General features: G+C 65.0%; 21 protein-coding genes. 8 read left to right on the top strand and 13 right to left on the bottom strand.

All coding sequences use genetic code 11. From position 1 onward, the window contains the following. Positions 1-86 precede the first annotated feature (86 nt). Positions 87-1,163 carry an MBL fold metallo-hydrolase gene (locus AC5P8C_RS12960; RefSeq protein ID WP_019661351.1) on the top strand — a complete coding sequence of 359 codons (1,077 nt, stop codon included), beginning with the start codon at positions 87-89 and terminating at the stop codon, positions 1,161-1,163. A 165-nt stretch (positions 1,164-1,328) separates the two neighbouring features. Beyond that, complete coding sequence (locus AC5P8C_RS12955; RefSeq protein WP_019661350.1) at positions 1,329-4,448, top strand: discoidin domain-containing protein; 3,120 nt, start codon at positions 1,329-1,331, stop codon at positions 4,446-4,448. A gap of 59 nt (positions 4,449-4,507) precedes the next feature. Here AC5P8C_RS12955 and AC5P8C_RS12950 read toward each other — a convergent pair whose 3' ends face one another. The 9 genes from AC5P8C_RS12950 to AC5P8C_RS12910 form a co-directional block, all read right to left on the bottom strand. After that, positions 4,508-5,485 (bottom strand): ABC transporter substrate-binding protein, encoded by a 978-nt coding sequence (locus AC5P8C_RS12950; protein ID WP_019338456.1) that lies wholly within the window; start codon positions 5,483-5,485, stop codon positions 4,508-4,510. 16 nt (positions 5,486-5,501) lie between these two features. Next, on the bottom strand, positions 5,502-7,247 hold the full coding sequence (locus AC5P8C_RS12945) for an amino acid ABC transporter permease/ATP-binding protein (RefSeq protein WP_275949185.1): 1,746 nt from the start codon (positions 7,245-7,247) through the stop codon (positions 5,502-5,504). Beyond that, complete coding sequence (locus tag AC5P8C_RS12940; protein ID WP_019661348.1) at positions 7,244-7,795, bottom strand: GNAT family N-acetyltransferase; 552 nt, start codon at positions 7,793-7,795, stop codon at positions 7,244-7,246. The genes AC5P8C_RS12945 and AC5P8C_RS12940 overlap by 4 nt, the downstream gene beginning before the upstream one ends. Then, positions 7,792-9,012 (bottom strand): M20 aminoacylase family protein, encoded by a 1,221-nt coding sequence (locus tag AC5P8C_RS12935; protein ID WP_019661347.1) that lies wholly within the window; start codon positions 9,010-9,012, stop codon positions 7,792-7,794. Before AC5P8C_RS12935 ends, AC5P8C_RS12940 begins: the two co-directional genes overlap by 4 nt. A 4-nt stretch (positions 9,013-9,016) precedes the next feature. Further along, positions 9,017-10,360, bottom strand: coding sequence for an LLM class flavin-dependent oxidoreductase (locus AC5P8C_RS12930; RefSeq protein ID WP_019661346.1), 1,344 nt, complete (start codon positions 10,358-10,360; stop codon positions 9,017-9,019). Positions 10,361-10,378: 18 nt separating this feature from the next. Next, positions 10,379-11,356: an MsnO8 family LLM class oxidoreductase gene (locus AC5P8C_RS12925; protein WP_019661345.1), complete on the bottom strand. Its 978-nt coding sequence runs from the start codon at positions 11,354-11,356 to the stop codon at positions 10,379-10,381. 14 nt (positions 11,357-11,370) lie between these two features. Then, positions 11,371-11,733, bottom strand: coding sequence for a DUF3088 family protein (locus AC5P8C_RS12920; RefSeq protein WP_010484654.1), 363 nt, complete (start codon positions 11,731-11,733; stop codon positions 11,371-11,373). A gap of 157 nt (positions 11,734-11,890) precedes the next feature. Beyond that, entirely contained in the window at positions 11,891-12,472 is a 582-nt protein-coding gene (gene msuE, locus AC5P8C_RS12915; protein WP_019661344.1) for an FMN reductase, read from the bottom strand. An 81-nt stretch (positions 12,473-12,553) separates the two neighbouring features. Next, complete coding sequence (locus AC5P8C_RS12910; protein ID WP_019661343.1) at positions 12,554-15,130, bottom strand: TonB-dependent receptor plug domain-containing protein; 2,577 nt, start codon at positions 15,128-15,130, stop codon at positions 12,554-12,556. A 337-nt stretch (positions 15,131-15,467) separates the two neighbouring features. Here AC5P8C_RS12910 and AC5P8C_RS12905 point away from each other — a divergent pair, with 337 nt between their 5' ends. The 3 genes from AC5P8C_RS12905 to AC5P8C_RS12895 all read left to right on the top strand — a co-directional run bounded on the left by AC5P8C_RS12905 (position 15,468) and on the right by AC5P8C_RS12895 (position 17,572). Then, positions 15,468-16,469: a helix-turn-helix domain-containing protein gene (locus AC5P8C_RS12905; RefSeq protein ID WP_019661342.1), complete on the top strand. Its 1,002-nt coding sequence runs from the start codon at positions 15,468-15,470 to the stop codon at positions 16,467-16,469. 94 nt (positions 16,470-16,563) lie between these two features. Then, positions 16,564-17,007, top strand: coding sequence for a BLUF domain-containing protein (locus AC5P8C_RS12900; RefSeq protein WP_019661341.1), 444 nt, complete (start codon positions 16,564-16,566; stop codon positions 17,005-17,007). Between the two features lie 97 nt (positions 17,008-17,104). Beyond that, positions 17,105-17,572 carry a chemotaxis protein CheW gene (locus AC5P8C_RS12895; RefSeq protein ID WP_026347175.1) on the top strand — a complete coding sequence of 156 codons (468 nt, stop codon included), beginning with the start codon at positions 17,105-17,107 and terminating at the stop codon, positions 17,570-17,572. An 11-nt stretch (positions 17,573-17,583) separates the two neighbouring features. Here AC5P8C_RS12895 and AC5P8C_RS12890 read toward each other — a convergent pair whose 3' ends face one another. Beyond that, the gene (locus tag AC5P8C_RS12890; RefSeq protein WP_019661339.1) at positions 17,584-18,084 is read right to left on the bottom strand and encodes a hypothetical protein; all 501 of its coding nucleotides are present in this window, start codon (positions 18,082-18,084) and stop codon (positions 17,584-17,586) included. Between the two features lie 92 nt (positions 18,085-18,176). After that, positions 18,177-18,764, bottom strand: coding sequence for a TetR/AcrR family transcriptional regulator (locus tag AC5P8C_RS12885; protein ID WP_019661338.1), 588 nt, complete (start codon positions 18,762-18,764; stop codon positions 18,177-18,179). Between the two features lie 235 nt (positions 18,765-18,999). Here AC5P8C_RS12885 and AC5P8C_RS12880 point away from each other — a divergent pair, with 235 nt between their 5' ends. The 3 genes from AC5P8C_RS12880 to AC5P8C_RS12870 are packed head-to-tail and all read left to right on the top strand — an operon-like array spanning position 19,000 to position 20,242. After that, entirely contained in the window at positions 19,000-19,455 is a 456-nt protein-coding gene (locus AC5P8C_RS12880) for an SRPBCC family protein (protein ID WP_019661337.1), read from the top strand. An 11-nt stretch (positions 19,456-19,466) separates the two neighbouring features. Further along, on the top strand, positions 19,467-19,781 hold the full coding sequence (locus AC5P8C_RS12875) for an ArsR/SmtB family transcription factor (protein ID WP_005416268.1): 315 nt from the start codon (positions 19,467-19,469) through the stop codon (positions 19,779-19,781). A gap of 2 nt (positions 19,782-19,783) precedes the next feature. After that, entirely contained in the window at positions 19,784-20,242 is a 459-nt protein-coding gene (locus AC5P8C_RS12870; RefSeq protein ID WP_026347174.1) for an SRPBCC family protein, read from the top strand. A 111-nt stretch (positions 20,243-20,353) separates the two neighbouring features. Here AC5P8C_RS12870 and AC5P8C_RS12865 read toward each other — a convergent pair whose 3' ends face one another. Together AC5P8C_RS12865 and AC5P8C_RS12860 are read right to left on the bottom strand one after the other, a co-directional pair. Continuing rightward, the gene (locus AC5P8C_RS12865; protein WP_019661335.1) at positions 20,354-20,773 is read right to left on the bottom strand and encodes a hypothetical protein; all 420 of its coding nucleotides are present in this window, start codon (positions 20,771-20,773) and stop codon (positions 20,354-20,356) included. A gap of 103 nt (positions 20,774-20,876) precedes the next feature. After that, positions 20,877-23,105 carry an RHS repeat-associated core domain-containing protein gene (locus tag AC5P8C_RS12860; protein WP_154081349.1) on the bottom strand — a complete coding sequence of 743 codons (2,229 nt, stop codon included), beginning with the start codon at positions 23,103-23,105 and terminating at the stop codon, positions 20,877-20,879. Between the last annotated feature and the right edge of the window lie 124 nt (positions 23,106-23,229).

The following is a 23,229-nucleotide window of genomic DNA, read 5'->3' as shown; positions in this document are numbered from 1 at the left end:
GAACGGACGCCACCATTTTACACCCATCAGTGTACTTTTGAAAAAGACGAAACTACACTGTGCAGTGTACCCAGCGGACGTCACCCATGAAGCGCCTGCTCCTTGTCCTCCTGCTTGGAATCCTCGCTGTGACCGCCTACACCTTCTGCAAGTCCTGGTCCCTCCCCGACTTCCCCGATTCGCCGCAGTACCGTGATGGCAAGTTCCGCAATGCCCTGCCCCGTCCGGCGATGGGCCTGCGCGACGGTGCGGAGATCTGGTGGACGTTCCTGTTCAACAAGCCCAAGGGCACCGTCCCGGCCCACCCCATTCCGGTGCAGCCGCTGGACCGCGCCACGCTGGACGCCGCACCGGACCGCAGCCTGTTCCGGCTGGGGCACTCCACGATCCTGCTGAAGCTGCGTGGCCAGTACTGGCTGACCGATCCGGTGTTCTCCGAGCGCGCCTCGCCGGTGCAGTGGTTGGGCCCGGCCCGCTTCCATGCGCCACCGATCAGCATCGACGCGCTGCCGCCGATAGCCGGTGTGATCCTCTCGCACAACCACTATGACCATCTCGACCATGCCGCGGTAATGCAGCTGGCCGGCAAGACCGCGCGCTTCATCGCCCCGCTCGGCGTCGGCGATCAGCTGATTGCCTGGGGTGTGGACGCCAGCAAGGTCGAACAGCTGGACTGGTGGCAATCGACCGAGGCCAGCGGCCTGCGCCTGACCGCCACCCCGGGCCAGCACTTCTCCGGCCGCGGCCTGGGCGACAGCGACCGCAGCCTGTGGGCGTCGTGGGTGATCCAGGACGACGACTTCCGCATCTTCTTCAGCGGCGACACCGGCTACTTCGACGGCTTCAAGGCCATCGGCGAGAAGTACGGCCCGTTCGACCTGACCATGATCGAGACCGGCGCCTATGATCCGCGCTGGGCGTTCGTGCACATGCAGCCGGAACAGACGCTGCAGGCGCACCTCGACCTGCGCGGCAAGTGGCTGCTGCCGATCCACAACGGCACCTTCGACCTGGCCCTGCACGCATGGCAGCAGCCGTTCGAGCGCATCACCGCATTGGCGGCCGCAAAGAACGTGCCGGTGGCTACGCCGATGATGGGCGAAGCGCTGGACATGCAGGCGCCGCAGGCGGGTACGCGCTGGTGGGAGACGGTGGAGTTGTAACGTGCGGTGCGCTTGACCTGCCGGAAACCATGTAGAGCCGAGCCATGCTCGGCTGCGTCAACCACAGAAGCGGCCTGCGACGCTGCAGTGCGTCATGTAACCGATTACATCCCTTGCTAGCGTAGCGCTCGCCCGATACCGGCCGAACCTGCGAGGCTGTACGTAATGACATTGCGCGCCGAACGCTACAAGGTCTCCCGCTCAGCCATTCCATGGCGAGCTGCCGCCACCCTGCTGTTGGCCGCCCTCGCCGCTGCCGCACAGGCACAGCCCCTTCCCCCGCGCAGCCAATGGCAGGCCAGCAGTTCCTCGCAGCAGGTGCCAGCGATGGCGATCAGCCACCTGATCGACGGCGACCCGAAGACCGTCACCGGCGGCGCCTTCAGCCCCGGCCACTGGTTCCAGATCGATCTGGGCACGCCAACCCGGCTGGCTGGTGCACGACTCACCTGGGATGTCTCCAACCCGGAAGGGTATTCACTGCAGACCTCAATGGATGGTAAGCAGTGGCAGACCGCGTACACGATGGCCGATTCACTGGGCGATGTGGAAACGCTGTACTTCGCGCCGCGGCAGGCGCGCTATCTACGACTGGCCAGTCCGCAGCGCACCTCCGACTGGGGTGTGTCGATCTTCGAGATGGAGCCGCTGGACAGCACACTCAGCGCACGCATCGCCGATGTCGATGCAACACAGGCAGCCGCGCTCTGGCAAGGCGGCGGCACCATTGCGGTTCCGACCGGAAAAGGTGGATCCCATGCGCTCGAGATCACGCTGCCGCAGGCTCAATCCTCGGCTGGCCTGGTGGTCGACTGGGCCGATGGCGCGCGCGGCGCTGCACGACTGCAGGCGCAGGATGCACAGGGCCGCTGGCAGGACGTCGCACACGATGCACAGGCGGCCAATCATCGGCAAAGCTGGCTGGCTGCTGACACGGCACAACCCCTGCGTGCGTTCCGGCTGAGCGTGGACGGCCCCGCACCGCAGGTCGCGCGACTGCGCCTGCTCGGGCCAAAGGCGGTAATGACGCCGATGAAGCGATACCAGATCACCGCCAGCGGCGCTCAGCGCGCGTTGTTCCCGGCATCGCTGCAGATGCAGCAGACCTACTGGACCGCCGTCGGTGTGCACGCAGGACGACAGAAATCGATCTTCGACGAATACGGCAATCTGGAAGCCTTCAAGGGCGCGCCGCTGGTGCAGCCGATCTGGCGTGGCGCTGACGGGCGTGCCGCTGGCGCGGCAGGACAGCCGATACAGCACGCGTTGCGGGATGGCTGGAAGCCGATGCCCTCCGCCATCTGGTCACCGCAGCCCGGCCTGGAGCTGCGCAGCGAGGTATTCGCCATCGAGCGCGACGGCCAGCCGGTAACGTTCTTGCGGCATCGCCTGCACAACACGGGCAGCGCCAGGATCGAAGGCACGCTCAGCCTGGTCGTGCGCCCGATGCAGATGAATCCGCCGTGGCAGAACGGCGGGCTGTCACCGATCCGCGATGTGACCATCGATGGGCAGGCGGTGCGCATCAATGGACGCACGCTGCTGCAGTCGCTCACGCCGGTGGCTGCGTCCGGCGCGGCGCCGTTCGGCAAGGATGGCGCAACGGAAATCACCGCGACCCTCGCTGCCGGCCAGCTGCCCTCCACGCAACAGGCGCGCGACGACGAGGGTCTTGCCTCGGCTGCGTTGAACTACCGCGTCTCGTTGGCGCCGGGAACCAGTGATGCCGTCGTGGTCGCGTTCCCGTTGGGCACCGCCCCCGCCGATGCCAATGGCGTGTTGCCCCAAGCGCCTGCGCTGGATCTGACCACGCTGCCCCGCGATGCCAATGCGGCGTTTGATTCACTGGCCACGCAGGCCTCCGCCGACTGGCAGGCACGGCTGGGCCGGGTCGGCCTGCGCCTGCCCGATCCCTCACTGGTCGACATGCTGCGCGCGCAGGCCGCCTACATGCTGATCAACCAGACCGGCCCGGCGATGCAACCCGGCCCGCGCAACTACAACCGTTCCTTCATCCGCGACGGCATGGCCACCTCGGCGGTGCTGCTGCGCATGGGCGAAGCCAAGGTCGCGCGCGACTACCTGGCCTGGTACAGCGAACACGGCGTGCATGCCAACGGCCTGGTCTCGCCTATCCTCAACGACGATGGCAGCGTCAACACCGGCTTTGGTTCGGACATCGAATACGACAGCCAGGGCCAGTACGTGGCGCTGGTGGCCGATGTCGCGCGCCTCGATGGCGGACCCGAATCGGTACGCGCCTATCTGCCGAAAGTGAAGGCAGCGCTGCGCTTCCTGCAGGAACTGCGCGAACGCACGCTGGCGCCCGGCTACAAGGCCGACCAGCCAGCGCCGGAGCGCTTCGCGGGCATTCTTGCGCCGTCGATCAGCCATGAGGGTTATCCGTCTCCCACCCACAGCTACTGGGACGACTATTGGGGCCTGAAGGGCTGGCACGACGGCGCGTGGCTGGCCGAATCGCTGGGCGACCACGAGACCGCAGCGTGGGCACGCGAACAGTACAAACTGCTTTACGACGCGCTGCATGCCTCGATCCGGGCGACGATGGCGTGGAAGGGCATCGACTTCATTCCCTCCTCGGCCGACCTGGGCGATGGCGATCCCACCGGCGTTTCGATCGCACTGGACCCGACCGGCGCACAGAGCGTGTTGCCCGCCGAGGCGCTGCGGACCACCTTCGCGCGCTACCTGGAGGACGTCCGCAAGCGCAGCCAGCCCGGTGCGCTGTACGCGTACACACCGTACGAGATCCGCAATGTGCTGAGCTATGTGCACCTGGGCCAGCCGCAGGTGGCCGATGAGCTGCTGCAGGGACTGCTGCATGATCGGCGCCCGCTTGAGTGGCAGGTGCTGGCTGAGGTCGTGCACTCACGCCTGCGTTTTCCGCGTTACCTGGGCGACATGCCGCATACCTGGATTGGTGCCGAGTACGGCCGCACGCTGTTCGGCATGCTGATGCGCGAGGACGATGATGCCCTCTCACTGCTGCCGGGCACGCCACCGTCTTGGGTGGCTGGCGATGGGTTGGCGGTCGAACGCCTGCCGACAGCGTATGGCACGTTGCAGATGCAGGCGCGGCAACGCGACGGGGTGCTGACGGTGGCGCTTGGTGAGGGGCTGCGCAGCGGGACGGCGGTGAAGGTCTGGTGGCCGGAGCGCACCATGCCGAAGACGGTGCGTGTGGATGGACGTAGCGTTTCCGACTTCGATGCCGAGGGTGTGCGGCTGGTGAAACCGTTCCGGACACTGGAGGCGCGTTGGTAGAGCAGCCGAGCATGGCTCGGCTCTACAAAGACGGAGGTAGCGCCGGGCCACGCCCGGCGTCATTGCAGCGTCGGCAACCCCGGCGGATTGGTCTGCGACTGCGGCACCGCCTCCTCGGCCACATTCCATCGCTTCAGCGCCTGCGCATAGGTGCCGCTGCCGATCTGGGTATTCAGCGCCTGCGTCACCGCGTCGGCCAGGCCGCTGCCCTTACGGGTGGTCACCGAAATCGCCGCAGCGTTCGGCCATCCCCCTGGGAACAGGCCAACACGCCGCACCTTGCCATCGCGTGCCGAATACGCGCCGGTGGCATTGGGCTCGAACGAGACATCGGCGCGGCCGGTGATCACCGCCAAGCGGCCGACCACCGCGTCGTCGAAGTACTGGTACTCCACCGGCTTCAGGCCGGCAGCGATGTTCTGCTGGTCCCACTGGCGCAGGATCTGGTCCTGGTTGGTGCTGGCGCCCACCACCACCTTCAGCCCGGCGACGTCGGCGGGCTTTTCGATCTTCTGTATCGGCCCATCGGCGCGCGTGTAGATGCCCAGCAGGTCGTAGCGATAACTGGAGAAATCGAACTTCTTCTTGCGCTCCTCGGTGACCGTCACATTGGAGAGCACCGCATCGTACTTGCCCGATTCCAGCCCCAGCGGCCAGTCAGGCCAGGCCACCGGTACGATCACCAGCTTCAGGCCCAGCCCATCGGCGATCAGCCGCGCGATGTCCGGCTCGATGCCGACCACGTCCTTGCTGTCGGCACCATAGTCGGCCAGCGGCAGCTGCCCCGGATGAGTGGCCACGGTGAACGTACCGGGGGTGACGAAGCGATAGTCGGCCGGGATCAACGCCTGAGCCTTCGGGTCAAACGTGCCCTTCAGCACGGCCGTGTTCGCACCGGCCAGACTGGTCGCGGCCACGGCGCCGGCATCCGGTGCCTGGCGCACGCGCGAATAGACGATGCCGGCGATGCCGATGACCAGCACGCCCACGATCAACAGGGTGCTGCGCGAGGGGCGACGGGGTGCTGCAGGGCTCATGGTGTTCCTTCCAGGGCTATAGGGTCTTGGCCAGGAAATCGGCGGTGCGTTGCTGGCGCGGGCGCTCGAACAACGCCTCGGGCGTGCCCTGCTCGATCACCCGCCCCTGGTCCATCATCACCACGTGGTCGGCCACGCGGCGGGCGAAACTCAGCTCATGGGTGACGATCACCAGCGTGGTGCCGGAACGGGCCAGCTCCTCGATCACGCTGAGTACTTCAGCCACCAGTTCCGGGTCCAGTGCCGAGGTCGGTTCATCGAACAGCAGCACCTTCGGTTGCAGCGCCAGTGCGCGGGCGATCGCGATGCGCTGCTGCTGGCCACCGGACAGCTGGCGTGGGAAGGCATCGGCCTTGTCGGCCAGGCCGACCCGCTCCAGCAGTGTGCGCGCCTGCTGCTCGGCCTGCGCGCGCGATACACCACGTACCGCGATCGGTGCCTCGATGATGTTCTCCAGCGCGGTCAGATGCGGGAACAGGTTGAAGCCCTGGAACACCATGCCCACCTCGGCACGCCGACGGCGGATCTCGCGCTCGGGAAGTTCGTACAACGTGTCACCCTCGCGGCGGTAACCGATCAGCTGGCCGCCGACAGTCACGTAACCACTGTCCGCGCGTTCCAGGTGGTTGATCAACCGCAGCAGCGTGGATTTCCCGGCACCGGACGGGCCGATCAGCACCGTCACGCTGCCGGCGCGCAGGTCCAGGCTCACGTCTTCCAGCACCGGCTGATCGCCGAACACCTTGCCCACGCCATGCAGCGATATCGCCGCACCCTCGCCCGCTTCCACCTGGGTGGCGATGCGCGGGCGGTTGGCCACGCGCGGCGCAGCATCACTGGATGTCCGCACCGGTGACGACACCCGCGACACCGAGCGCTCGCGCTGCAGCTGGCCGCGCGCGAAGCGCTGTTCCACGCGCCGCTGCAGCAGTGAAAGTACGGTCAGGATCACCAGGTACCAGACCGTGGCCACCATCAGCAGCGGCACCACTTCCAGGTTGCGCCGATAGATCACCTGTACGGTGTAGAACAGCTCCGGCAGCGCCAGCACGTAGACCACCGAGGTGCTCTTGGCGAGGCCGATCACATCGTTGAACGCCGCCGGCAGGATCGAACGCATCGCCTGCGGCAGGATGATGCGGCGCACCTGGCGGCCACGCGGCAGGCCGAGCGCGGCCGCGGCCTCGTACTGGCCGTGGTCAACCGAGAGAATGCCACCGCGGATCACCTCGGCCGAGAACGCTGCCTGGTTCAGGGTCAGGCCCAGCACCGCGGCGGTGAACACACCGATCAGCTGCGTGGTCGGGTACGAGAACAGGCTGATGCCGGTGAACGGCACGCCCAGTTCGATGGTGCTGTACAGATAGCCCAGGTTGTTCAACAGCAACAACAGCACGAGTAGCGGAATCGAGCGGAACAACCACACATAGCCCCACGACACCGCCGACAGCAGCGGCGAGCCGGAGACGCGTGCCAGCGCGAGCAGCGTACCCAGCACGAAGCCGAGGCCGGTACCGAGCGCGGTCAGCAGTAGCGTGCGACCCAGGCCTTCCAGCACCGGGCGTGCGAAGAACCACTCGGCGAAGGTGCCCCAGCCCCAGCGCGGATTGCCCAGCACGGACTGCAGCCCGATCAGGATCAGCGCCAGTGCCAGCACCGTGCCGAACACCTGCAGCGGATGCCGGGCCGGCACGATCTTCAGTGCCGGTCCGGGCGCCGGACGAGCGGCGATGCCCTCCAGCGCGGTCGACGGTGTGCTCATGCGTGGGCTCCGTGCAGCGGTACCTGTGCAGGGGTAACGACAGGCGTCGTCGCCCGCAGGTGCTTCTCGAACGGCAGATGCGCAACCGTTTCCGGGTCGGCCTCCAGATCGAACAACGCGGTGTAGCCGTGGCTCAGGTACAGGCCAACAGCTTCAGGCTGGCGGAAGCCGGTCGTCAGGAACACCCTCCGGTACCCTTGCCGCGCCGCCTGCTCTTCCAGCTCCTGCAGCACGCGCCGCGCAATGCCCTGGCGACGCAGCCCGGGCAGTGTCCAGATGCGCTTGAATTCGGCGGTATCCGGATCGCGGTGCGGCATGAACGCACCGCCGGAAATCGCCACCCCGTCGCGCAGCAGCAGCACGAAGGCGCCCACCGGGGCCGCAAAGGCCTGCGCCGGGTAGCGCTGCAGCTCCTCGCGAGCGCTGCCACCGATGCGTCGGCGCACGTCGGCATAGCGGGTGTCGTACTCCTGTTCCAGGCCGTCGAACAGCGGCCGCGCCAGCGGATCATCCACCGAGGTATAGAGGAAGCGTTCGCTGCTGCTCATGCCACGTCCTTCACCAGATAGTCTTCGGCCAGCCGCGCCCACAGGCTGGCGGCGGGGGCAATGGCGGCGTCGTTGAACACATAGCGCGGGCTGTGCAGCGGTGCGCTCTCGCCGTTCCCGACGAACACGAAGCTGCCCGGTCGTGCCTGCAGCAGGAACGCGAAATCCTCGCTGGCCGTGCGCGGTGCGAAGTCGGGCACCACCTGTCCGGCGCCGAAGCCCTGCACGGCCACCTCGCGGATGTAGGCGGTCTGCTGCGGATGGTTGATCACACTGGGGAAGCCGCGCGGGAATTCGATCTCGGCGCGCGCACCGAACGCGGCGGCGGTCTGTTCGGCAATCTCGGTGACCCGGCGCCGCAGGGTATCGCGCACCTCCGGTAGATAGGCGCGCACGGTCAGCTTCAGCTCGACCATGTCCGGAATCACGTTGGCGGCCTGCCCACCGTGGATCGAACCGACGGTCACCACCCCCATCTGCCGCGGATCGACATTGCGCGACACCACGCTCTGCAGCGCAGTGATGATGTGCGCGGCGACCAGAATCGGATCCACGCTGCCCTGTGGTTCGGCGCCATGGCCACCCTTGCCGATCACCTTCAGCCGTGCCCAATCCACCGATGCCATCGCCGGGCCATCGACAAAGCCGAAGTGGCCCACCGGCACGCCCGGCCAGTTGTGCAGCCCATAGATCGCATCCACCGGGAAACGCTCGAACAAGCCATCGGCCATCATCTTCGATGCGCCCGAGCCCGTCTCCTCGGCCGGCTGGAACACCAGCTGCAGGGTGCCGTCGATATTGCCGTGATGGGCCAGATAATGCGCCGCAGACAGCAGGATGGCGGTGTGACCATCATGACCGCAGGCATGCATCAGGCCGTCGGTCTGGCTGGCGTAGGCCAGGCCGGAGTCCTCATGGATCGGCAGTGCGTCGATGTCGGCGCGCAGGCCGAGGCGACGGCTGCCCTGCCCGCGATGCAGCGTGCCGACCACGCCGGTGCCACCGAGGCCGGTGGTCACCTCATAGCCCCATTGCTGCAGCAGCTCGGCCACGCGGGCGCTGGTGCGGTGCTCCTCGAAGGCGAGCTCCGGGTGCTGGTGCAGGTCATGGCGGATCGCGATTGTGGCCTCGGCGCGTGCCGCGATCTCGGGCAATATGCCACTGGTTGGGGAAGTCCGCCGGGCGTGGCCCGGCGCTACCGCGGTTTCTCCGCTCATCGCCTTATCCCGCCTTCCGTGCCGGCTCGGCGTCGGTCGAATAGCGGCTGGCCTTGTACGGCAGACCCAGATGCTCGCGCAGGGTCTGTCCTTCCAGCTCGCGCTGGTGGTAGCCGCGCGCCTGCAGGATCGGCAGCACCTGGGTCACGAAATCGTCCAGGCCCTCGCGCTGCGCGGCGAAGCCGAGAATGAAGCCATCGCTGGCACCGGCATCGAACCAGCGGATCAGCTCATCGGCCACATGCTCCGGTGTGCCGATGAAGTTCGGCCGTGGGCTCACTGCTTCCAGTGCCACCTGGCGCAGGCTCAGGCCCTTCTCACGCGCATCCTGCTTGATGCGGTCGGTGGTGGAACGGAACGAGTTGCTGCCGATGTCACCCAGCTCCGGGAACGGTGCATCCGGATCGTACTGGCTGAAATCGTGGTGATCGAAGAAGCGCCCCAGGTACGCCAGTGCATCCTCCAGCGTGGCCAGTGCGGCAATCGCCTGATACTTGGCTTCGGCTTCCTCGGCGGTGCGGCCGACGATGGGGCCGATGCCCGGAAAGATCTTCACGTCATTGCCGCTGCGGCCGTGCGCGATCGCCGAGTTCTTCACCTTCTGGGTGAATGCACGGGTTTTTTCCAGCGATGGCGAATGGGTGAACACCGCATCGGCGTACTTGCCGGCCAGCGCGATGCCATCGTCAGACGAACCGGCCTGGAAGATTACCGGCTGTCCCTGCGGCGAACGCTGGATGTTGAGCGGGCCTTCCACCTGGAAGAAGCGGCCCTTGTGGTCGAGGCGGCGGAATTTCTCCGGTGCGAAGAAGGTGCCGCTGTCGCGCTCACGCACGAAGGCGTCGTCGTCCCACGAATCCCACAGCCCCTGCACGACGTCCAGGTACTCATCGGCGATCTGGTAGCGCAGCGCGTGATCCGGGTGCGGCCGGCCGTAGTTGCGGCCCGAACCCTCCAGTGGCGAGGTCACCACGTTCCAGCCGGCGCGGCCGCCACTGAGCAAATCCAGTGAAGCGAACTGCCGTGCCACCGTGAACGGATCGCTGTAGGACGTCGACAGCGTGCCCGCCAGGCCGATCTTTTTCGTTGCCGTGGCCAGCGCCGACAGCAGCGAGATCGGCTCGAAGCGGTTGAGGAAATGCGGGATCGACTTCTCGTTGATGTACAGGCCATCGGCCACGAAACCGAAGGCAATGCCGTTGTCCTCGGCGGTGCGCGCAATGTCGATGTAGAACTGCAGGTTGACGCTGGCATCGGCCGGATTGGACGGATGCTTCCAGGCATGCATGTGGCTGCCGGGGCCCTGCAGCATGATGCCGAACGGAATGTGGCGCGGGGTGGTGCTCATGGGAATCGCTCCTGCAGGTCAGGCCACCGCCGCGCGCGGCGCGGGCGACAGCAGTTCAAGGGATGTCAGGCGTGCGTCGAGGTCGGCCACCGGCGCGTCGAGGATGAATTCGCCCACGCCGAAGCGCCGATGCAGCGCATCCAGTTCGTCACGCACGTGCTGCGCATCGCCGGACAGCACGCTCGGACGCGTTTCCTCGATGCGGAAGTCGGCAACGCCCACCTGGCGCGCGTACTCGGCAGCCGCCTCGGGGCTGGGCAGGTTCACCGCCTGCCCGGGACCAAGGTGCAGCTTGTAGACGCGTAGCGCACCGATATGCCGTGCAGCCGCTTCGGCCGTAGGTGCGGCGAAGGCCACCGTGGCCAGCAGCGGGGGCTGCGAGGAGACGCTGCGGTAGGCGTCGAATGCGGCCTCGATGTGCTTCGGATCACCATCGAAGTGCGCGGCGTAGACGAAGCGCCAGCCCAGCTCGGCCGCCTGCTTCGCGCTCTGCGGGCTGGCACCGAGCAGGAAGCGCTCCGGCGCCTGCTGCGGGATCGGGCGCGCCTGCGCTTCGGCGTCGGTACCCGACAGGTAGCCCTCCAGGTCGCGCAGTTGCTGGTCGAAGTCGGCAAACGCCGGCCGCCCTGCTGCCAATGCAGCCGTAGAGGCCGGCAGGCCACCGGGTGCCTTGCCCACGCCCAGATCGACACGCCCCGGCGCCAGCGCCGACAGCAGGTTGAAGTTCTCCGCTACCTTGTACGGCGCATAGTGGCGCAGCATCACCCCGCCGCTGCCGATTCGGATGCGCCGGGTCTGCGCCAGTACCCAGGCCGCGAGCACTTCCGGTGCGGGGCTGGCCAAGGTCGGCGCGGCATGGTGCTCGGCAAACCAGTACCGGTGGTAACCCAGCTGCTCGGCGCGCTGAGCCAGCTGCAGGCTGTTGCGCAGCGCCTGCTCCGGTGAGGCGCCCTCGGCCGCCGGGCTCTTGTCCAATACGCTGATCTGATAGCTCATCGTCGCGTCCTCGCTCAGGGGTGGGCCACGGGAATGCCGAGCAACCCGTTCAGCGCAGCCAGGATCGGTTCGGCACCGGAGATGTACTGGCGGTTCTGGTGCGCACCACTGGCCAGCTCGCTGTGCACGCCCTGCGGCAGCACCAGCTTGGGCAGCGACTGGTCCTGCTCGCCGATCTCGGCGATCACCTCGCGGCGCGGCCGCGCGAAGCCGATGCGGCGCACGTCCAGCTGCGCGTCCAGGCCGTCGATGCTCGACAGCGCCCCTTCCAGCAGCAGGCTGTGCCGACAGAAGAAGCGCTGGCCGGGAATCTGTCCGTCCTCGAACTCGCGGTCGAGCAGGAACAGGATGGGCTTATCGGTTGCGTCCAGACTCACGGGGTCGTCCTCATCGGGGGGCGGCAATGCGATGCCGCTTCGATATCGATGCTAGAGATGACCGCGACCGCGACAGCGATGCCAGGCGACAATCGGCGGTCAGATTCGGCCACGCAGATGCGCCTTGGCCATAAGCAAAGCGCCGCCGGTTATGCCCTCAGGCGATGCGTCGCAGCGGCGCCGCTACCGCCAGCGACTGCGTGGCCAGATGTCCGGCCGCACGCTCGGTCGCCAGCGCGATGCGAGCCTGCAAGGCCACACTGGTGATGTGCTCACCCTCGAAGTCGGCCGGCGTGGCGTACACCCCGATCGGCAGCGTGTGCGCCTGCAGGAAACTGAACAACGGCCGCAGCTGGTGATCGATCACCAGCGCATGGCGCTCACTGCCACCGGTTGCCGCGAGCAGTACCGGCGTATCCACCAGCGCTTCCAGGCCGATGAAGTCGACCAGATGCTTGAACAGCCCCGGATACGATCCCCGATAGACCGGCGCAGCCACTACCAGCAGCCCGGCCGCCTCGATCGTCTGCAGCGCCTGCTCCACGGCGGGCTCCACTTCGTCGCGCGACAACGACTGCCCCAGCGAACGCGCGATCGGTGCCAGCTCCACCAGATCCACACTGGCATGCACCCGCTGCTGCAGCGACGCCAGCAGGTACCGCACCAACAGCAACGTGCGCGACGTCGCCGAACTGGTCGGCGACCCCACCACTGCAACCACCCTCAATGCAGAAGACATGAACTGCTCCTCGATGATGCCGAACTACCGCCGGCCGCCTTTCGCCTTGTGTAGAGCCGAGCCATGCTCGGCTGCTCCACCTCAGAACCGGTAATTGATCCGCCCGTACCAGAACGCCCCGATGCGGCTCAGCACGTCGCCCGAATCCCAGGTCGTCTCGATGCTCGCCACATCGGTGGCACTGCGCGCGTACTCCGGCACCTTGCGGGTGCGCTTGTCGAACACGTTGTTAATGCCCAGCGCCGCACTCCAGCCCGCACCCAGTTCCACGCCACCGGAGAGATTGGTCACCAGCACCGGCGGCTGTTTGTACTCCACGCCGTTGTTCAGGCGCTTGATCGGGCCGTAGTAGGTGAAGTCGACGTTCGAGCGCCAGCGCCCGTTCTGCCAGCCCAACCCCGCCACCTGCGTGTAGCTGGGCGTACGGAAGCGCAGCGCGTACTCGCTGGTCCTGGTCAACAGGTTGATGTTCGGCAGCCCCTGCAGCGCCGCCGGAATGTCGCTGACCTTCTGGATGGTGGTACGCCCCACGTTGGCCGCATAGCTCCAGCGCAGCTTGCCCCACGCGGTTTCCTGGTTGGCCTCCAGGGTCAGCTCGACACCGCGTGTGCGGGTATTGCCCACGTTGGTGAAGTAGCTGGCGTAGAACGCATCACCCGGCAGGATGCTGATGCCGGCCGAGCCCAGCAGCGCATCGATGGTGTTCTTCTGCGCTGCGCTCAGCACCGTGCCGCTGTTGTCGGTGATGCGCGCCGGATCCTGTGCGTTGTAGCCGATCTGGCTGGACTGCCCAAGCTGGCCACGGATATCGATCTGGTACGCATCCACGGCCAGGTGGAACGCCGGGCTCGGGTCCCAGGTCACGCCCAGGCTGTAGTTGGTGGCTTTCTCGGGCTTCAGCGGCGTGGCACCCAGTGCGATCCCCGCCGGCGAAGACACCTGCGCAACCAGCGTGGTGCCGCAGGGGCAGCTGCCCGTGGCCTGGTAGAACTGCGCGCCCAGGCTGGGTGCATGGAAACCGTTGCTGACCGTCGCGCGCACGCCCAGCGCATCGGTGACGTCGAAGCGCGTGGTCAAGCGCCCGGTGGACACGCTGCCGAAGTCGGAATGGTCTTCCCAGCGCGCGGCGGCATCCAGGTACCAGCGCGAGGTGATGTTGGTGGCCGCGCCCACATAGACCGCCTTGCTGTTGCGGGTAGCCTTCACCGCATCGGCAGTCGAATAGCCGACGAACGCCGCAGCACCAAAGCCGGTATACGACTCCCACTGCCCGGCCCCGCGTTCGTACTTTTCGTGCTGGTATTCGGCGCCCGCGCTCACTTCCAGCGGCGAGGCGAATGCCGCCACCTCGAAGCCACGGCGCAGATCGAGGTTGGCGATACCCTGCTGGTAGTCCAGCTTGCCGTCGTAGAAATCGGTGGGCGAGCCGGGGTACTGCAGCGAGTAGTTCACCGAGTTGCGCGTATAGGTGCGCACCGTGCTGCGGTTGCCGGTAAGGCTGGCGTCGTAGTCCCAGCCTGCGATCTGGCCTTTCACGCCCGCGGTGCCGGTGTACTGCTTCTCCTTGGTTTCCAGCACCGGCAGGAAGCCATCGGGAAACACGCTCAGCACGCCTGGAGCCTTGTAAGTGGTGAAGATGGTCGCCGGCAGGCGGAAGTTCTGGATCGCCTGCGCGGTGCGGTCGCTGGCGGTGGCATTGGCGTAGAACTGCGCGCTGTCGCCCAGGCCATGGCCCACGTTCACCGCGAAGGCCTTCAGCGCATACGACGGCGCGCTGAGGATGGTATTGGCCTCGGCGTTGCGGCTGGCTTCGGCCGGGTTCGGCGTTGCACCGGCCGGCAGCCGGTTGTTCGGACGCAGCGCCACCAGATTGCCGCTACCATCCACCGCCGGGTAGCTCAGATAGCCATCGATGTAGCGGCGGGTACGGATCGCGTGGTGCTGCCGCGTGGTCTCGCCGGACAGGTTGACGAAGCCATCGGCACCCCACGGCAGGCCCACGTTGGCACGCACGCTGGTTCGCGAGCCATCGCCATCAATGCTCTGCCCGCTTTCCACGGCGAGCTCGCCACCGTGCGCCTGCGACTTCAGGATCACGTTGACCACACCGGTAATCGCATCGGAGCCATAGATGGCAGACGCACCATCGCGCAGCACTTCCACGTGATCGATGGCCGACACCGGAATCAACGCCAGGTCCGCCCACGCATGGCCTGGGAAGCCGCCCCCATTGGCACCGCTCACATAGGCACTGGCATTGCGGCGCTTGCCGTTCACCAGCACCAGCGTGTAGCCCGGCGACAGGTTGCGCAGCTGGTAGCCACGGATCAGGCTTTCCTGGTCGCTCTGGTAGCCACCGATCTGGCTCAGCGACGGCAGCGCACGCTGCAACGCTTCCAGCAGGTTGCCCTGCCCGGTAGCGGCAAGGTCCTCGGCAGAGATCACATCGATGGGCGTGGAGCTGTTCTTCACCGTGCGCGTGCTGGTGCGCGAACCGGTCACTACCACTGCATCCAGCGTGGACGCTGCCACGTTGGCTGTCGCGGCGGTGGCGGCAGGATCGGCATCGGCTTCGGCCGCATGGGTGGGCGACGCGGCGAGGATAGCAGTGATCAGAACCGCGAGAGTGCTCAGGACAGGGGTGTGGGCGGCAGGCATGGGGGCTCGTGGGGGTGGGCCGGAAACACGCTTCCATTCAAGGGCCTGTTCACCCACGGCAACAGGCGGGATCGCGTCACCCAGCCGTAACATCCGGCCACCCACATGACCGCTGGTAATGACGTTAGGCCGCAGCACCGGTGCCCTGCATTCTGTAGAGCCGAGCCCACGCTCGGCTGCTCCTCGCGACGGCGTCAGATGCATCCCCCTGCCGGTATTGAGCCGAGCGTGGGCTCGGCTCTACAAGAGGGGAGCGACCGCTCCATATGCCTGGTCGGCATCACCTGATGCCCTCGCACCACGCAGCGCCCCGCATCTGCACCCGTAGCATCAAGCCATGCCCAGCCCACCCGCCGATCCCACCGCGCCGCTCGTCGCCATCGTTGCCTGCCACGGCCAGGGCCTGTTCGAGTTCGGCTGTGCGGTTGGCCTGTTCGCGCCGGTGCGGCCGGAACTCGGCGTAGCCTGGTATCGCACCCAGCTGTGCGCGGGTGAACCCGGTGCGCTGCGCATGCTTGGCGGAACGCAGGTGCAGCTTCCCTACGACCTCAGCACAGTTGATGACGCCGACATCATCGTCATTCCCGGTTGGCGCGAGCCCAGCGAGCGCCCGCCACAGGCGCTGCTTGATGCACTCATCCGTGCCCACGGCCGTGGCGCGCGCATCGCTTCGATCTGCTCCGGTGCCTTCGCGCTGGCGTGGGCCGGGCTGCTCGATGGCCGCCAGGCCACCACCCACTGGCGCCTCACCGAAGCGCTCGCACGCGAGTTCCCGCGCATCGATGTGCGCGAAGATGCACTGTATGTAGACACCGGCAGCATCATCACCTCGGCCGGCTCGGCCACCGGCATGGACATGATGCTGCACATGGTGCGCAAGGATTACGGTGCGCGCGTGGCCAACCTGGTGGCCGAGCGACTGGTACTGGCGCCATGGCGTGATGCCGAACGCAGCCAGCGCGTCAGCCGCGCCATTCCCCATGGCGAGCCCTCGCGTCTGGCAAAACTGATGGAATGGATGCGCCGCAACCTGCGCGAGCCGCACTCGCTGGGCAGTCTTGCCGAGCAGGCCGCGCTCAGCCAGCGCACCCTGCAGCGGCAGTTCCTGGAAGCCACCGGCCTGTCACCCATCGACTGGCTGATCCGCGAGCGCGTGGCATTCGCCCGCGAGCTGCTGGAAACCACTGACCGGCCGCTGCAGTGGATTGCCGAGCAGGCCGGCTTTGGTTCGCAGGAGTCGTTCCGCCGGCACTTCCGCGGCCAGGTGGACGCCAGTCCTACCGAATACCGCAGCCAGCATCGCGGCGGAATTGGCGCGGATCGGCTGGTGGGCTGCTGATCCAACGCATCACTCCCAAGTGATGCGTGAGGAAAGGCTCACGGCAGGCTACGGCGCCCCACGTATAGTGACGGGCGTCACAAGAACCCCTTCCATGCTCCACGCATTTGCCTACTCCAGCCACATGTCGGCTGGGCTTTCCGATGAAATCCTCCGGCAGATCGTCTCCTGCTCTGCCACGTTCAACCGTCGCGTGGACGTTACCGGAGCGCTGCTCGTCGACGGTCAGCGGTTTTTCCAGTACGTCGAAGGTCCTCCCGACGGCCTGGAGGCGGTCAAGCGCCGCATCCATGACAGTCGCTCGCATGCTGCCGTCGTTCCGGTACTGGACATGGCCATCAGCGCGCGTGCTGTTCCCTATTGGGCCATGACCCGCATCGACACCGGGCAGATCATGGTGTCCGGCCTGGTCAATGCGCGATGGGACGAATTTGGCCATGCCGTTCCGGGCATGGATCAGCTCGTCGGCCTGCTGCGTCCGCACTTTCCGCGCATCGGCCCGCTCAGTGCGCACCATGCATCCGTCGGATCCAGCTGAACCGCCGCCTTGCGCGCGTAGTCCCACGCGGCCGCGTACTCCCTGCGCACGTCATCATTCAAGCCGCGTTACCCATCGTTCCTGCCAGATCCACAGCATGCCTGTACCTGCTCAACCTTCAACGGAAACACGTGCCTCGCCTGCCGAGTTGTTCGAGGTTGTCGTCCTGCGCGTAGGCACGGCCCTGTTCGCGATCGACGTACAGGTGGCCGTGGAAATACGCGGCCCCGAGACCTTCGGCCCTGCAGATCAGCATGGCAGGCGGAACCTGGAGGTACGAGGGCAGCCGTTGCCGGTAGCCGACCTGCGCAGGCTCAGCGGTCAACCGGCATTCGGTGGCGGCAGCCCTGCCGTGCTCTTGATCAACGCCGGTAGCGCAACCCTGGCGCTGGCGGTGGATGAAGTGCTGGAAATCGAAACACCGGACGCAACGCCAGACGTATCCGCGCCTGCCGAGGGTCGGGTGTTCAACTTCTGCAGCCGGCATGTTCGGGTGGATGCCACACGTTCGGCTGCGCTGATCGAACCGCAGTCGTTGCTGGCTGAAATGGCCATGCGGGACTGAGGTGCCTCTGCTCAAGGGCGCCTGCGAACCGGTTGAGACCGCATGCGCCAGCACTGCGCGGCAAAGCCCAGCACAAACACTGCCGCCAATCCCAGCAACGTATGCAGCACCACCGGGGCCATCGGCGCGGCAGCAATCGGATGCGCTGCCGGCACGCGGGTCAGCGTTTCGTTGACGCCGGGCACCAGCGACAACAGGAAACTGAACGACAGCGCGAAGGTCGACAGGTAACGCGCTGCGCGCCCCAGCCAGCGCAGCCGGGCGGCCAGCACGCCGCCGAAGGCGACCAGCAGCACGATCAACCCGAATGCGTGGCCCGGGTTGATCCCGCCCGTACTGGAGACGGTGAACGAGGTGGCCACCGACAGCACCAGCCCGAGCAGGTACAGCTTGCCCGCGCGCGTGGCGGGATCGATTGCGCGATGACGAATGAAGGCATACAGGCCACTCAACACCGGGATCAGGCTGACAGCGGTATGGATCACGCCAAGCGTGGACAGAGGGTGGGACATGGGACATCTCCAGGGACAGAATGAACCTACTAGTAGGTAGGCGTTAGACTCAAAAAGAAGGCCCGCGTCACCGCAGGCCGACCACACATCTCTCAGGACGCCGCGCTCACCCGTGCGATCGCCAACCGTGCCAGTGCCGCGAAGGTCGCCGCGTCACCAAAACCGCGCGCGGCCAGCATCGCGCCATGCACCGACGACATGAACGCCCTGGCCTCGTCCGCAGGGGAACCCTGCAGGCGCAACTGGCCCAGCGCGGCGCCCTTCTCCAGCGTCACCGTCAGCCACCCGCTCAGATCCTCGAAATGCCCGCGTACTTCTTCGGCAATCTCCGCAGGGATCATCGGTGCCTCTGCCGCCAGCATCGCGCAGATGCAGAACGAAGACGTGCCACCGGCAATACAGCTGGACCAGTAGTCCACATAGGCGTTGAGCTCCTGCAACGGGTCGCCCAGCTGCCGGTCCAGCAGCGCCAAGCCTTCGCGCGCCTCGGCCCGGTACAGCTCAACCACCGTGCGCACCAGATCCGCCTTGCTGGGGAAATGGTGGTGGATGCTGGCCTTGCTGATGTTCACCCGCGCCGACACGTCGGCGTAGCTGAAGCCGTTGTAGCCACCGGCCTCCAGCAGCGAACGGGCGTGGGCCAGGATCTCCTGGGCCTTGGGCGAGAGCGACTCTTTCATGTCGTCAACCTACTAGTAGGTTGACACGCTGTCAACTCCCCGCTGCCGGGTGGGCAGCATCTGGTAGTGCCGGCCGCTGGCCGGCAACTGCACACCCCCAACTCCACCGGGATGCCGGCCAGCGGCCGGCACTACCAGGGCCGGACGTCCGTGGGCCAGATTTGACATGCAGGCATTTACCTGCATATAGTCCACTCGACGGCGGCGCCTGCCTGCCCATCGCGAGGAACCTGCAATGGTGGATATCGCACACCGGGTCGGCATCAAGGCCCCCGCAAGCCAGGTGTATGAAGCACTGGCCACCCCCGAAGGCGTCGCCGCATGGTGGGCTGAAGACACCCACGGCGACCGCGAGACCGGCGGCACGGTCAGGGTGCGCTTCACGAACAACGGCCAGGAGATCGGCGCCATGGAAATGCAACTGGAACAGCTGATTCCCGGCGAGCTGGTGCTCTGGAAGTTCCTGGCCGGCCCCGCCGAATGGATCGGCACGCATGCACGCTTCGCACTGAAACAGGAAGGCGACTACTGCATCGTGCTGTTCACCCACGAAGGCTGGAAGGAACGCGTCGAGTTCACCTTCCACTGCAGCACCAAGTGGGCGGTGTTCCTGATGAGCCTCAAAGCCCTGCTGGAAATCGGCAAGGGCCAGCCCAACCCGCACGACGTCAGGATCGACAACTGGAACTGAAGACGCCCCGCATGAATGCAGACAAGGTGTTCAAGGCCCTGGCCGACCCCACGCGCAGAACGCTGCTGGACCTGCTCTGCGAAGACAACGGCCAGACCCTGGGCCAGCTCTGCGAGCACCTGGACATGGCCCGGCAATCGGTCACCCAGCACCTGGGCCTGCTGGAAGACGCGAACCTGATCAGCACCGTGCGTCGTGGTCGCGAGAAGCTGCACTTCATCAACCCGGTGCCGCTGCATGAAGTCTACGAGCGCTGGGTACGCAAGTTCGAGCAGCAGCGCCTGAGCCTGCTGCATGACCTGAAACGAGAACTGGAAGGAGAATGACGATGTCCGCAGAGACCACCCGCTTCATCCACGTGATCTATATCGCCTCCACGCCACAGAAGGTGTTCGAGGCCATCACCCGCCCCGAGATCGCCAGCCGCTACTGGGGCCATGAGAACGTCTCGGACTGGAAGCCCGGCTCGCGCTGGCAGCACGTGCGCGCCAACGAAACGCGCTCGGTCGAGCTGGTCGGCGAAGTGGTGGAAAGCACCCCGCCCTCGCGTCTGGTCATCACCTGGGCCGCCGCCTCGCAAGCCGACAACCCGGATGCCTACAGCCGGGTGACCTTCGACATCGTGCCCTACCAGGACATGGTGCGGCTGACCGTTACCCACGACGAGCTGGAACCCGGCAGTGGCATGGATACCGGCATCCGCCAGGGCTGGCCGATCGTGCTGTCGAGCCTTAAGTCGCTGCTGGAGACGGGCAAGGGGTTGGATGTGTTTGCGAAGCCGAGTTGAGAAGTGCAGCTGTGCAGGTTGGCTAGGCAACCCGCACAGCTCAGCTATCGCCATCCGATCGAGGACGTGTGAATGCGGTTGCGGCTGCGACAAGAGCGCGAGAAGGCAACGCTACTTGCACACCCCGACCTGTCTTCCCTGCCATACAGCCTGCGAAGGAGTTAGCTTCTCATTGGCAGAACCGGCGGGACTTAGCGCCCCATCAAGATAGGTTGCACGCATGCCGCTTTTCTCCTTTAAAAGAGCGATGGACTCTGTCTTCCCGTTCAGCAAAATAAGTTGATCTCCACGGACCTCGATCTTCATGACCTCGGGGGTACTAACCTCTCCCTCGTATCTTTGTACAAGGACGTAGCCTCGATCTGCGCCGCCGATGAACGACAATTCCAGTCCTAACAGGTCGCCGGATTCGGGATGCCTGCAGACGTTCGAATAAGTAGGTGCAGGAATTTTAGAACCATCGCCTATCGCGACTCCAGGCAAGAGCAACAGAGTCAGCGTGATGATTCGTGACAGTTGCAAGTTGATCATTTCTTAGTCTCCATTCCTTAATGCGCGAACTTGACGGGCCGCTTCATCTATAAGTGGTTGCCTATCTCCACCTGGCGCGGGATCGAAATAGAAGTGAGGCGGATCACTCGGCCTGAAAGCCCCCCCAAGACAATCCTGCATCCGCAGCCGTACTCCTAATTACACTGCGCTGCTCGTCACCAGTAAGGCCTCCCGGAACGTTTCGCAAGCTGGAATAATTCACATCCACAGCAAACCCAGCCGAATGGAGACTCAGGCGCGCCGGCGTAATAGCGTTCGGATCTCCTCTCAGACCTGCCTGCCGTGCCGCATCTTGATATGCAGAGTTGAAACGAAGCTCAACTCCCTGACCAGAAGCTGAGTCCACCCATTCATCAACACGCGCCGCCATACCTGAATCAAGATAGGACGAACCGAGTCCTGATAGCGTCACCCTTTGCATGTGCACGAGTCCTGAAGCCCCAGTCTCAGCAGGAACCCCGCCTGTTACGGTACCAGCAGTTCCTCTGGCAACTCCTGCATCTCCTGATCGAACGCTTGGTGGCGCAACCTGCATCACTGTCAAGTTGCCTACAGCGGACCCACAAATACGGGAACCCGTCTGGACCGCGCATCTGCCGTCAGGATCCGTGAATCGATATGGGTTGTTCGCCGCGTATCTGTAACGATTGAATGCACCGAGTGGATTGCTGTGCGCGGTTACTGGATCCACGCTCAAAAAGGCGCCCAAGGTTGGGTCATAGTAGCGCTGCTGCATATACGAAAGCCCATTAACCGCATCCGATATGTGCCCAGCGTAGCCAACCCCGTCGGCGACAGGCTTATTGAGCACTTCTCCATATGGGTCATAGAAGCTCCGCTCCAGAACCGCCCCGGACGCATCCGTAACAGCGACAGGAGAGCCGATCACGTCCAAGTGCTGATACTTTGGTCGTGTAACTCCATCGCCCCCCGTTTCCAATGTGGCGACGAGCAGCCCACCCAAGTACAGATACTCTCTTGATTTCCCGTCGCGCTCACTCTGCTGGCGGCGCAGCCGACCTTCGCTGTCGTACATCGAAAGAATGGAACCACTACCCTGAAGCCAAGCCAGCACTCGGCGACCTTGGGCATCGTAACGATAGTTTTCCGGACCTGGAGCAGATCTAAGTCGATTCCCGAGATCAAAGACGAAGGCCTGCCCATTGCGCATTGAGAGATTGCCTTGAACATCGTAGGCCAGTCCAATCGTGGTTGCCCCGTCGGCTGAACGAACGTTCGTTAATCGATTGTTCGCGTCATATGTGTAGGCGTGATCTTTACGCCCTGCAACCTTGGCGCTGCGAATATTGTCCAGAGCATCGTAGGTATAGCGAACAATTCCGTCCCCGCCGAATGCCGGAGATACCGCCTGCACCAGGCGACCCTGCCCGTCATACTGCATCTTCCGATCGCGAGAACCATCCAGCGCATCAACAATATCAATGACATTACCGATCGCGTCATACGAATAACTCAAAATACTAACATTCGTCGATGCAGTAATCCGCGAAGGCAGCTGCCTTCCATTCAGCTCCTGCTCGAAACCTACTCCATTACCATATGTGAAAGATCTTGGTGCGCCATTCGGGTGATAGCTCGCGCCGCTTACATAGCTACCAACGCGAGTAGGTTGGCCGAGCGCGTTGGGCTCCAGCGGGATATAGAGCCCGCTTGGATACTGGATACCCGTCCTTGAGCCATTTGCGTCGTAAGCGTACCCAATTGCCCATGAGAACCATCCATGCTGAGAAGTCGACTCACTAGTCAATAGACCACGCTTGTTGTAGGTGTACACATTTGTGGTCTTTGATACACCACCGTCATTGTCGGTCACGATCTGAGTCGGCAGTCCATTGGAAGCATAGCTCCAAATCTGATTCCCATTGCCATCTGGGAACGCCAGTGAAATCAAACGATTGCGGGAGCTATAGGATCTCTCCACACGCCGACCGGACCCGTTGGCGGCCTCCAGATCGCACCTAGACGAATCGGGCAGATTCAGACCGCTGGCCGACCACAGCATGTTGTTCGCGCCATCGTATGCGACAACAGTGCTGCCCGATTCTGGTTCAATCGCTTTGCAGAGCTTGCCTCCTTGCCCGTAGACGAAACTACGGCGCAGCTGCGCAGACCCATCAGTGCTGCGTCGAATGATCGCCGTAGGCCTGCCGTAACGATCGCGTGGAATATCAGTTATTGCTGATTCTGGAGAACTCACGGAAATCGCGCTGGACTGCTCCGGCGTACCGAAGGCCTGGTACTTCTTGATGGAGATAGCGCTCGCTGATACTCCGCTTCCGCGCAGGTTCAACCGGAGGACCGACGTTTCCTGGTATGGATACGTCCGTTGTCCGGAAGCTTAGCTGGCCGTTGAAAAGCGGGATCTTCTCTCCAAAGGTTCCATCGTTCAGCCGTCCCATTTGCTGGGCCTTGCC

This window comes from Stenotrophomonas sp. YJH_SMC_46 (assembly GCF_059370315.1).
The sequence above is the reverse complement of the archived record's forward strand: the minus strand, read 5'-3'. Positions and strand labels throughout refer to the sequence as shown.